At 71.8% G+C, this 11,544-nt stretch carries 10 protein-coding genes; 5 read left to right on the forward strand and 5 right to left on the reverse strand.

Features of this window, described 5'->3' with window-relative positions; translation table 11 throughout:
• Positions 1-45: 45 nt before the first annotated feature.
• A complete protein-coding gene (locus tag ABD714_RS12645; protein WP_344812711.1) occupies positions 46-1,017 on the forward strand; it encodes a hypothetical protein in 972 nt (323 codons plus the stop codon).
• 174 nt (positions 1,018-1,191) lie between these two features.
• Entirely contained in the window at positions 1,192-2,022 is an 831-nt protein-coding gene (locus ABD714_RS12650) for an SGNH/GDSL hydrolase family protein (RefSeq protein ID WP_344812712.1), read from the forward strand.
• Here the strand turns inward: ABD714_RS12650 and ABD714_RS12655 are convergent.
• The gene (locus tag ABD714_RS12655) at positions 2,013-3,236 is read right to left on the reverse strand and encodes a PucR family transcriptional regulator (RefSeq protein ID WP_344812713.1); all 1,224 of its coding nucleotides are present in this window, start codon (positions 3,234-3,236) and stop codon (positions 2,013-2,015) included. The genes ABD714_RS12650 and ABD714_RS12655 overlap by 10 nt on opposite strands.
• A gap of 82 nt (positions 3,237-3,318) precedes the next feature.
• Between ABD714_RS12655 and ABD714_RS12660 the strand changes: the two genes are divergently transcribed.
• Together ABD714_RS12660 and ABD714_RS12665 are read left to right on the forward strand one after the other, a co-directional pair.
• Positions 3,319-4,449: a ferredoxin reductase gene (locus ABD714_RS12660; protein ID WP_344812714.1), complete on the forward strand. Its 1,131-nt coding sequence runs from the start codon at positions 3,319-3,321 to the stop codon at positions 4,447-4,449.
• Positions 4,450-4,512: 63 nt separating this feature from the next.
• Complete coding sequence (locus tag ABD714_RS12665; protein WP_344812715.1) at positions 4,513-5,673, forward strand: fatty acid desaturase family protein; 1,161 nt, start codon at positions 4,513-4,515, stop codon at positions 5,671-5,673.
• 95 nt (positions 5,674-5,768) lie between these two features.
• Here ABD714_RS12665 and ABD714_RS12670 read toward each other — a convergent pair whose 3' ends face one another.
• The 4 genes from ABD714_RS12670 to ABD714_RS12685 form a co-directional block, all read right to left on the reverse strand.
• Positions 5,769-7,358, reverse strand: a complete 1,590-nt coding sequence (locus ABD714_RS12670; protein WP_344812716.1) for a hypothetical protein — start codon at positions 7,356-7,358, stop codon at positions 5,769-5,771.
• Positions 7,359-7,374: 16 nt separating this feature from the next.
• Entirely contained in the window at positions 7,375-8,073 is a 699-nt protein-coding gene (locus ABD714_RS12675; RefSeq protein ID WP_344812717.1) for a cysteine hydrolase family protein, read from the reverse strand.
• A gap of 42 nt (positions 8,074-8,115) precedes the next feature.
• Positions 8,116-9,495 (reverse strand): allophanate hydrolase, encoded by a 1,380-nt coding sequence (locus ABD714_RS12680; protein ID WP_344812718.1) that lies wholly within the window; start codon positions 9,493-9,495, stop codon positions 8,116-8,118.
• A gap of 135 nt (positions 9,496-9,630) precedes the next feature.
• Positions 9,631-10,329 (reverse strand): GntR family transcriptional regulator, encoded by a 699-nt coding sequence (locus tag ABD714_RS12685; protein WP_344812719.1) that lies wholly within the window; start codon positions 10,327-10,329, stop codon positions 9,631-9,633.
• A 158-nt stretch (positions 10,330-10,487) separates the two neighbouring features.
• Here ABD714_RS12685 and ABD714_RS12690 point away from each other — a divergent pair, with 158 nt between their 5' ends.
• Entirely contained in the window at positions 10,488-11,528 is a 1,041-nt protein-coding gene (locus tag ABD714_RS12690; protein WP_344812720.1) for a DNA polymerase IV, read from the forward strand.
• Positions 11,529-11,544: the final 16 nt, after the last annotated feature.

Raw genomic sequence — 11,544 nt, forward strand, 5'->3', positions numbered from 1 at the left:
TCGTCGGCCCAGGGCGCACGTGATGCGCGCGAGCAACGGCCGGTCATGCGGTTCGCCGTGGACAGCTGGGACCCGGGCTACGGCACCAGCTTCGGCATCGACGGCCCGCCCGAGACGGTGACCAGCGTGGTCACCGACGTCGAGGTCGCGGCCGACGACTGGGCGCCGATCGCGGCCCCGCGCCTGGAGCCGCCGCGGGCCACCCTCTTCGTCGACGGGGTCCGCCGGATCGACGCCCGGATCTGGATCGACGCACCGGGAGCGGGAGAGGCCTCGATGGGCCTGTGCGCTTCGTACGCCGCCGGGGCCATCTGCTGCTGCGCCAGCGGGGCCCACGTCCTGTCGCCCGAGATCCGGCGCGGCCTCTTCACCGTCGACCCGCACGCCGCCGGCCTGGTGACCACGGCCGGCACCTACCAGGTGTTTCCGACCACGCTGAACGAGAAGCAGGGTCTCGCTCTGAGCCTGTCCTCGGCGTTGCAGCAGCGGCTCACCGAGCTCGAGCTGATCGCCGCGGTGAACGCCCGCGGCCACGGGCCGGACCACGGGACCCCCGACGGCAGCGAGCTGCTGGTGGTCGACGGGCCGGTCCGCGGGCGCGAGCACCTGCCCCGGGTGCTCGGCTTCATCAAGTCCCACCAGATCGCCTATCTCGAACCCCGGCTGCACCGGCTGGTCGCCGCCCTCGGTCCGACCGAGCGGACTCCCGTGTTCCTGATCGGCGGCAGCTGGGACCGTTTCAGCTGGTACCTGCGGCTGCCCGGTCCCCGGAGTCACCCCTGGGCCGGCATCGCCCGGGTGGAGTGCGCCGCCAACGTGACGGCGAGCGACGTGATCGCGCTGGCCGCGCTGTCCCAGGCCGTGCTGCCCCGGTTCGCTTCGGAGGAGTTCAAGGACCCACGGGCGCCGCAGAACCTCTATCCTGTGGGCGCCCTGGAGTCCGAGCTCCGCCGCCGCCTCGGGCACCCGGGACTCGTCTACCGGGCGCTGCGGCAGGCGGCGCACGCTCCTCACTGAGACGACGTGGACAAACGGGGGGCTCAGTGACCGGCGCCCGGCGTGTCGGGGCTGGCTCCGGAGCTGAGCCCCCGATCTGTCACCGCGACGCCGGCGACGACGGTCGTGGCGCATTCGTTCCGTATCCGCGTGAACCCCCTTCCCCGCGAAGCGGCCGGGCAGTAGCGTCCGGCCATGATCCGACGCAGCCGCAGGCTGTCCCTCGTCCTGGCTGCCCTCGCGACGCTGATCGGCCTGGCGCTGGTGACCGCCGCACCGGCCGACGCCGGCAACCGTCACTCCCGCACCCTGAGCTACGCCGCGCTGGGCGACTCGTACGCGGCCGGGTTCGGGGCGGGACGCTACGAGAACGGCTGCTACCAGAGCCGCCGGGGCTATCCGGCGCTGCTGGACGCGGAGACGCGGGCGAGCCTGGACGTCGACGTCACCTGCAGCGGCGCCACGACCTCGGCCGTGCTGACCACGCAGGTGCCGCTGCTGCCCCACCGGGCCCGGCTGGTCACGCTGACGGTGGGCGGCAACGACCTGGGCTTCGCCACCGTCGCCACGACGTGCGCACCGGGACCGAGCGCCGCCTGCCAGGCCGCTATCGGTCAGGCCCTGGCGCTGCTGGCTCCCCGGTCCGGCGGACCCAGTGTGCTGGCCACCCGCCTGGCGACGACGTACGCCGCGGTGGCCGCCGCCGCCCCCCGGGCGGAGATCCTGGTCGCCGGCTACCCGCTCCTGTTCGAGACCCCGACCGCGAGCACGCCGAACGGCGCGACCATCGCCGCCCTCAACAACGCCACCGTCGCCCTCAACGCCACCATCAAGGCCACGGTCGCGGCCACCGCCGCCGGTGGTGCGGAGATCCGCTACGTCGACGTCGCCCCCGGCTTCACCGGACACGGCATCGGCAGCAGGCGTCCGTACCTGCACGCCTCCGGGCCCGAGGCCCTGCACCCCACGGCGCGCGGGTACCGCGTCTACGCCGCGGCGCTGACCGGGGCCCTCGCCTACCGCTGAGGCACCAGCGCCACCACCAGCTCCCGGACGAAGCGCTCGTCGAGCAGCCGGTCACCGTAGAGCTCGCGGACCTGCTGCATCCGGTAGCGGACCGTCTGGGCGTGCACGTGGAGCGCCTCGGCGACCTCCTCGCGGCGGCCCTGGTGCAGCAGCCAGCACAGCAGCGTCTCGGCCAGCCGCTCCCGGGTGGCCTCCGCGAGCTCGGCGAGGGGCTCGAGCACCCGGGCGCGGAGGTCGGCCAGCGCCTCGCCGTCGGCACCGACCACCAGGTCGACGAGGTGGTCCTCGGAGTCGACCGGGTGCACCAGCTCGGGCTCGGCGGCGGCGACCAGGGCCAGTGTCCGCACCGCGCGGTCGTACGAGGCGCGGACAGCCAGCCACGGCCGGGCCGGACCGACCACCGCCTGGCGCCGGTCCAGCACCCGGATCAGGTGCTGTCGGCCCCCGCCGTCCACCTCCGGCACGAGCAGCAGCGCGTGCGGCTGGTCGACCGCCCAGCTGTCGGCGCCCGGCAGCTCCTCGCTCACCAGCAACGTCTCCGCCCCCAGCAGAGCCAGCACCCCGTGCACCTGGGCCGCCGGGAGCAGCACCGCCGTCAACGTCGTCGGTGGTGTCCACTCCGCCCGCTCCGCCGCCGCGGTCAGCACGTCGGCGGTGCCGCCGGCGAGCAACCGCTGACCGAGTCGCTCGCGGTAGCGCTCCCGGACTCGACCGCTGGTGTTGAGCTCGTCGTTGTAGCCGGCCACGCTGGCCGCGGACAGCTCGTCGATGTAGGCGAACAGGAGCTCGGCGAACTCCGCCATGGCCGAGGCCGGCAGCCCCGCCTCGGCCGCGTTGCGCGCCAGCCCGCGCCAGCTCACCCTGGCTCCCACCCGGTAGGCCGCCAGCAGCGCGTCCATCGACCGACCGGCCCGCGCCTCGCCCCGACCGAGGGCGTACGCCCCGTCCAGGGTGGTACGACGCGGTGTGCTGGGATCGCCCTCCCGCGTCCCGCTGGCGAGCTTGAGGAAGCCGCCGATGGCCATCTGGACGGCGGCCTGGATGCTCTCCCCCATCGGCCCCCGGAACCCGACCCGGTAGCCCGGCACCTCGGCCATCACCGCCAGCAGGGTCTGCGCCGCGACGGCGGGCAGCCCGTCCCGGAGCGCCCGGAGGACCTGGCCGTCGATCCGGAAGGCGTCCGGACCGGACCCCACGTCACCTGAGATCGACAACTGTTCCCTCCGAACAAGTCATGCCGAGAAGTTCACGCCTGCCGGTCATGATCTTAGCCTTCAGGTCCGGAATGATGGACTTATGAGTTTTTCCTTGCAGTGGGCGGGAGCCGGACGACCGTCACTACGGCAACGGCTGGTGCGGCTGGCGGAGCGGGTCACGACCCCGCTGCTGCCGGCCGACTACCTCGACCTGTTCGATCCGCTGCGCCGGGGCGCCGAGCTCCGCGGCCGCATCATGGCCGTCCACCCCGAGACCGCCGACGCCGCCACGATCGAGATCCAACCGGGCGCCGACTGGGCCGGCCACGTCCCCGGCCAGTACGTGCGGATCGGTGTGGACGTCGACGGTGTCCGCCAGTGGCGCGCCTACTCGCTGACCCACGGACCCCGGGCCGACGGCCGGATCAGCGTCACCATCAAGGCCGTTCCGGACGGCAAGGTCAGCAACCACCTCGTCCGTCGAGGTCGCCCCGGCACCCTGGTGCACCTGGAGCAGGCGACCGGCGACTTCGTGCTCCCCACCGAGGGCGGCCGGTTCCTGTTCGTCACGGCCGGCTCCGGCATCACGCCGGTGATCGGCATGCTGCGCAACCTGTTCCCCGTGTCCGACGCCGGTGCGGTCCGGCTCGCGCGCTCGGAGCCGTACGACATCGTCGTGCTGCACGTCGCGCCCACCGCGTCCGACTCGATCTTCCTGGCCAACCTGCGCGAGCTCGACGCCGCCGGCCTGATCCGGCTGATCAGCCGGCACAGCGACGAGCACGGCCGGCTCGACGTGGACGACCTGTCCGAGCTGGTGCCCGACCTGGCCGAGCGGACCACGCTGGCCTGCGGCCCGGCCGGCCTGCTCGACGCTCTGCAGCAGCACCACGACGCGCGCGAGCTGCCGCTGGTCACCGAGCGGTTCCGGACCGAGCGGATCGTCGTCGGCGACGGCGGCACCGTCGCGTTCGCCCGCTCCGGCACCGAGGTGACGGCCGACGCGGGCACCCCCATCCTGGATGCCGCCGAGAACGCCGGCGTGCTGATGCCGTCGGGCTGTCGGATGGGCATCTGCTTCGGCTGCGTGCTGCCGCTGCGCTCGGGCTCGGTCCGCGATCTGCGCAACGGCGAGATCACCACGGCGACCGAGGGCGAGACCGCGAACGGCGGGATCCGCATCCAGACCTGCATCAACGCGGCCGCCGGTGCCTGCGAGATCGACCACTGACCACACGCTCCACCTGATCGTCAGCACGTCCCACGCGAGTTCAACTCTGAAACCGAGGTACCCATGACTGTTCTGCAGAAGAAGGCGCACAACCCGATCGGCCACCTGACCGCCTCCGACATCGAGCAGATCGGCGTCGAGCTCGACGCCATCCGCCAGTCCGTCATCGACACCCGGGGTGCCGACGACGCGGCCTACATCCGCAAGGTGATCAAGGCGCAGCGGACCCTGGAGCTGGGCAGCCGCGCCGTCCTGCTGGCCTCGTTCTTCCCGCCCGCCTGGATCCTCGGCACCGCCGGCCTCTCCGTGGCCAAGATCATCGAGAACATGGAGATCGGCCACAACATCATGCACGGCCAGTGGGACTGGATGCGGGACCCGAAGATCCACTCCACCGTCTGGGAGTGGGACCACGCATCGCCCTCGGAGCAGTGGAAGCACGCGCACAACGAGCTCCACCACGCCTACACCAACGTGATCGGCAAGGACAACGACCTCGGCTACGGCATCATGCGGGTCGACGAGGACCAGCGCTGGGTGCCGATGTACCTCGCGCAGCCGCTCTGGAACTTCCTGAACGCCTGCTTCTTCGAGTACGGGATCGCCGCGTACGACCTGGAGCTCGGCCGCAACATGAAGACCAAGAAGCGTCGGCAGAACCCGGAGTTCCGGGCGCGCGCCAAGCAGGTCGTCGCCAAGATCCGCAAGCAGATGACCAAGGACTACGTCCTGCACCCGCTGCTGTCGGGCCCGTCCTTCTTCCACACCGTGGCCGCCAACGCCACCGCGAACCTGGTCCGGAACCTGTGGACCCACTCGGTGATCATGTGCGGCCACTTCCCCGAGGGGGTCGAGACCTTCGAGCGCCGCTCGATCGAGGGCGAGACCCGGGGTGAGTGGTACCTGCGGCAGATGCTCGGCTCGGCCAACATCTCCGGGAGCAAGGCGATGCACTTCATGACCGGCAACCTGTCCCACCAGATCGAGCACCACCTGTTCCCCGACCTGCCCAGCAACCGCTACGCCGAGGTCGCGCCGCAGGTGAAGGACCTCTTCCAGCGCTACGGGCTCTCGTACACCACCGGCTCGCTGCCCCGCCAGGTCGCCTCGGCCTGGCACAAGGTGATCCGGCTGTCGCTGCCGAACGACTTCCTGGCTCGGAAGTCCGCCGACGTGGCCCCGGTCGGCCCGGCCGACGAGCCCGCGATGGCTGCTGCGGCCTGATCGCCGGGCACCCGGCTCGGACCCCGCCCCTGACCTGAACGCGCACGGACCCGTCACCCCTCGAGGGCGACGGGTCCGTGCGTTCTGTCGCACAGCTACTCGGCGAGCGCCGGCTCGTCGTCGACCGGTGCCGCCACGACGGGCTCGTCCCGACGCAACGCGGCGATACCGATCAGCACCGCCCCCAGCAGCAGGTAACCCAGCGCGACCTGGGGGTTGGCCGCCCACTGCACCTCCTCGGAGTGCAGCAGCCCGATCCAGGACAGCAGCGCACCCGCACCGGCGGCGATCGCCGCCCGGTACAGCTGGCGTTCGAGGATGAAGGTGACGATCGCGCCGAACACGATCCCGGCCAGCACCGCTCCCTGACCCAGCACGTGCAGACCGTGGTAGACCAGGCCGGCGTCGGTCAGGGGGCCCTCGCCGAGCGCGGCGGCACTGGTCCCGGCGGCGGCCAGGGCGTTGTCGATCAGTCCCGCACCCCAGGCCGCGAGGTTGGGGATGATCGCCGCCACGACGGCCGCGGCGTGCAGGCGGGGCACCGCCTGGAACGCCTGCGCCCCGATCAGGAGCCCGATGTAGAGCAGGATCGGCACGATCGCCGGCAACGGCAGCACCGCGGACAGCAGGCCGAACAGACCCAGGAAGCAGAGCAGCGCGATGGCGAGCCCGCTGGCCATCGAGTAGCTCGTGCGCCCGCCTGCCTCCTTCCACCCCGGGTGGCCGATGTAGACCGCCGGCGGGAAGGGCGAGCCGAGGGCCGAGCCGACGATGGCGCCGGCCCCGTCGGCGATCAGCACGCTGCGCAGGCTGTAGCTGTCGCCCGCGGCCGAGGCGCTCTCCACGTTGCTCATCGCCTCCAGGAAGTTGTAGACCCCGAGCGGGATGGCGGTGGCCAGCAGCGGCGCCAGGTTGGTCAGCCCGGCGCCGAGCAGGTCCAGGTTGAGCGTCGGCACGGCCAGGGCGATGTCGCCGACCGCTGTGGTCACGTCCGGCACCGACATGTACCCGCCGATCCAGCCGATCGCGGTGCCGACCAGCAGGGCGGCGAGGCCGACCGGGATGTTGCCCGGCAGCTTCAGTCCGGTGAAGAAGCCGACCAGGATGATGCCCAGCACGGGGAGACCGATCCAGGCGGCTTCCCAGATCTGGGCGGCGGGGCGCATCGAGATGAAGCTGAGCGAGATGCCGGCCAGGGTGCCGAGGAGCGCGGCCCGCGGTGTGATCTTGCGGATGACCGGTCCGACGAAGGCACCGATCAGCACGATCACCCCGATCACGAACGCCCAGGCCAGCCCGGCCTCCCAGGCCCGCACCGGATCACCGGTGCTCAGCGCGATCGGCAGCATGATCACGAAGACGACGATGAACATGTGCGGCACGCTCGGTCCGTACGGCAGCGCCGTCACGTCGAGCCGACCTTCCCGACGCGCCAACCGGCGGGCCAGGATCGTGTAGTAGACGTTGCCGACGATCAACGCGATGCCGAGCGCCGGCAGCACCGTGCCCAGCACCGACCCGGTCGGCACCTTGACCACGAAGATCAACAGACCGGTGAGGGTCAGCACGTTGACCAGGATGTTGAACGCCAACCCGAAGAACGCGTTGGTGTCGCCGCGGGTCCACCACGGGACCTTGACGTCGGCGTCGGTCCGGGTCTTGGGCAGGATGGTGCTCAGGTTCATGGCTGTCCTCGAGAGGTCAGGCCGCGCTGGTGGCGACCGACGACAGGTGCTGGAGCAGGGTGGCGGAATCCGTCACCCAGCCGAAGATCCCGCCCTGGGCGGTGATCATGTCGAGTCCCACGCGCTGGAACTCGGGGAAGTAGGAGCCCACGCAGTCCGACAGCACCAGTGCCTCGTAGCCCCGGTCGTTCGCCTCCCGGACGGTGGTGTGGACGCAGACCTCGGTGGTCACGCCGGTGACGATCAGCTGCGTGATGCCGGCCTCGGTCAGGATCGCCTGGAGGTCGGTGCCGTAGAAGGATCCCTTGCCCGGCTTGTCGATCACGGTCTCGTCGGGCAGCGGAGCCAGCTCGTCGATGATGTCGTGGCCGTACTCGCCCCGGATCAGGATCCGGCCGTAGCGGCCCTGATCGCCGATCCGCAACGAGGGCAGACCGCGGCGCAGCTTTGCGGGCGGCAGGTCGGACAGGTCGGGTCGATGACCCTCGCGGGTGTGGATGATCATCAGGCCGGCGTCGCGGGCGGCCGCGAGCACCCGTTGCAACGGTGGGACGACGGCCGCGAGCTGGTCGACGTCGTTGCCGAGGGTCTCGCCGAAGCCGCCCGGCAGCAGGAAGTCGCGTTGCATGTCGATCACCACGAGGGCGACCTGACCGGCCGGGAGCGGGAAGGGGCCGGGAGCGGCCGGGACGGACGGTGGGTCGAAGCTGGTCATCGGATCTCCTGTGCCGGTGGGCGGATGGGGGCAGTCGTGGGGTCAGGTCGATGCGCCGAGCTCGCTGAGCGCCGCCGCCACCGTCAGGACCAGGTCGTCGGCGAGGGCGGGACCGAGGACCATCAGACTGACCGGCCGGCCGTCGGAGGTCAGTCCCGCAGGCACGGCGGCGGCACACAGGTCCAGCAGGTTGCCGCAGTGGGTGTAGTGACCGAGGACCGTGTTGGTCGCGATCGGCGCGGCCAGCACCTGCTCGATGGTGAAGGTGGTGCCGATGGTCGGCAGGACGACGACGTCGACCTCCTCGAACAGCCGCCCGACGACCGCCTTGAGCTCGGCCAGCCGGTACTGGGCCCGGAACACGTCGGTGGCGTCGAAGGCGGCACCGCCGTTGATGATGTCGGCGACGACCGGCAGCGCCGCTCCGGGGTGGTCGCGCAGGAAGTCGCCGAACTCCACGAACCGCTCGGCCACCCACGGTCCCTGGTAGAGCAGCTCACCGGCGTCGACGAACGGCTGCAGGGCCACCGGACGGGTGGCCAGCGAGGCACTCAGCCGGTCGCGGGCCGAGCGGTGCCCTGCCGCCATCGGGTCGTCACCGAAGAACTCCAGCTGCTCCAGGGGTGGCAGCCCGATCACGAGGTCGGCGACCTCCTCGCCCCGGTGCACCCGCGGGCGACTCCAGGGGTCGGCCCGGTCGGGGCCGGCGACGACGTCCAGAACGAGCTGCAGGTCGCCGACGGTGCCGGCGATCAGGCTGATGCAGTCCAACGAGCGGCAGGCCGGCACCAGGCCGACGGCGCTGATCACCCCCCGGGACGGCTTGTAGCCGAGCACGCCGTTGAGGGCGGGCGGCACCCGGCCGGAACCCGCCGTGTCGGTGGCCACGGTGAAGGGGACCTCGCCGAGCGCGACCGCCAGCGCCGAGCCCGAGCTCGAGCCGCCGGAGATCAGGTCCTGCCCGTACACGCTGCGCGGGGTGGCGTACGGGGTGCGGGTGCCGTTGAGCCCGGTGGCGAACTGGTCGAGGTTGGTCTTGCCGATGAGCACCGCCCCGGCGTCGAGAAGGTGCTGGACCACCGGCGCTGTCGAGGTCGCCCGATAGGCGTACTCCGGACAGGCCAGTGTCGTCGGCCAGCCGGCGATGTCGATGCTGTCCTTGACGCCGAACGGGATCCCCCACAGCGGCAGCGCAGCGGGATCGTCGATCGCGGCGAGCTCGACGCACCGCACCTCGACGGCCTCCTCGTCGACCACCGAGATCCACACGCCGTCGTCACCACGCTCGGCGATCGCGGCGAGCACCTGCCGACACACGTCGACAGGTGCCGCCTCCCCCGATCGGAAAGCACGCGACAGCTCCGCGATCGACGGGCCCGTACGAGGCCCTGTGCGAGTGTCGGTTTCCGGTGTGACCCCCATGCCGTCGATTGTCGACAGAATGCGTTTCGGTCAGCGCCCTACGGCGTTACGGCTGCGTTTCGGCTTCCGGCGGACCAGAACCGAGAGCGGACGCTCAGCTGGGCAGTGACGCTCAGCTGGGCAGGGCGGCGAGGCTCAGCCGGGCAGGGCGGCGAGGCCCGGCGGCGCGGACTCCGGCGCGAGGAACTGGCGACCGCCGTGGTCGTCGAGCTCGGCGAGGATGCGGCGTCGGTCGTTGGACTCCAGCGCGAGCAGCAGTCGCTCGTGTCGCTCGATCCCGGCCGCCGTGCCCAGGACGGCCGCCTCCCGCCGCAGGTTCGCCGCCATCGGCCGCTGCAGTCGCAGCAGGATGGGCTCCAGCGCGAGATCGAGCTGCCGATTCCCCGCCAGGGCCACGACGGCGGCGTGGAAGGCCCGATGGGCGTCGTCCTTGGCCAGGTCGTCGCCGATCTGGTCGGCTCGTCGCATCTGGTCCAGATGGCCGCGGACCGACGCCAGGGGGTCGCCGTCGTGGGTCCCCGCCAGCGGGAAGGTCGTCTCGATCGCGTGGCGCTCCAGCAGGGAGCGGAGGGCGAAGAGCTGGTCGACGTCCTGCGTGGAGAGCTCGGTCACCCGGGTGCCGCGGCGGGGGAGGTGCTCGACCAGACCCTGGTTGGCCAGGGTGCGCAGGGCTTCCCGCAAGGGGGCCCGGCTGATCGCGAACCGCTGCCGGATCTGTTCCTCCACCAGCCGCTGCCCGGGCGCCAGGTCACCGGACAGGATCTCGTCGCGGAGACGCCGGGTGGTGACCTCGAGCAGGCTCGGCGCGTACAGCGCCTCGTCGAGCTCGGTCACGACGGTCTCCGTCCCTCGGTCTGCGTGCGTCCTGCGGTGTGGTCAGTGTAGGTCTGGCCACCGGCCGACTCGGCCGATCACGGCTCGCCCGCTCGTCGACCGAGGGACCGGGCCCGCACGGAACCGATGACCCGCCGGCGTACGGCAGTCTGGGGAACGTGGCGACCGACCCTGAGCCGTGGATCCTGCACGTCGACCTGGACGCGTTCCTGGCGGCGGTGGAGGTGCGCCGGCGCCCGGAGCTGCGAGGCCGTCCGGTGGTGGTCGGCGGCGACGGAGATCCCAGCCGGTCCCGCCAGGTGGTGGCCACCGCCTCGTACGAGGCGCGGGACTTCGGGGTGCACTCCGGGATGCCGCTCGCGCGGGCCCTGAAGAAGTGTCCCGAAGCGGTCTTCCTGCCGTCGGACCGCCCCGCCTACGACGCGGCCAGCGCCGAGGTGATGACCGCGCTGCGGTCCTTCGGTCATCCCGTCGAGGTGTGGGGTTGGGACGAAGCCGTCGTCGGCGCCTCGGTCGGCGATCCGGAGGCCCTGGCCCAGGAGCTCCGGGCCGTGGTGCTGGCGCAGACCGGGCTCACGTGTGCCGTCGGCATCGGTGAGACGAAGGAGCGCGCGAAGATGGCCACCGTCTTCGCGAAGATGTCGACCGAGCGGGTGTTCCGGCTCTCGTCGGCGAACTGGATCGCCCTGATGGGTGAGCGACCGGTCACGGATCTGTGGGGGATCGGGAAACGCACCGGCGCCCGGCTGCACGAGCTGGGCATCGGCACCGTCACCGATCTGGCCACGGCGGACCGGGAGGACCTGGCGTCCTGGTTCGGGCCCAGCACCGGTCCGTGGCTGCGGGCGCTGGCCCGCGGCGGAACCTCACGGACCGTCCACCCCGAGGAGCGCCTCGCGCGCTCGCGCAGCAAGCAGGTCACCTTCGCGCACGACCTCACCGAGGCCGACGAGATCGCCACCCGGGTCGCCGCACTGACCGAGGACGTCTGCCGGACGGTGTTCGCCGAGGGTCGCACGGTCACCCACGTCGGCGTGATCGTGCGGACGTCCACGTTCTTCACCCAGGTCAAGACCGGGAAGCTGGCGGCCCCGTCGACCGAGGTGGCGCCGGTGGTGACGAAGGCCCGGGAGGTGCTCGGTCGGTTCGAGATCACCCGTCCCGTGCGACTGCTGGGGGTCCGGGTGGACCTGGCCTGAGCCTGACTGCCGGGCG

It is taken from the genome of Microlunatus aurantiacus (genome assembly GCF_039536605.1).
Lineage (GTDB): Bacteria > Actinomycetota > Actinomycetes > Propionibacteriales > Propionibacteriaceae > Microlunatus > Microlunatus aurantiacus.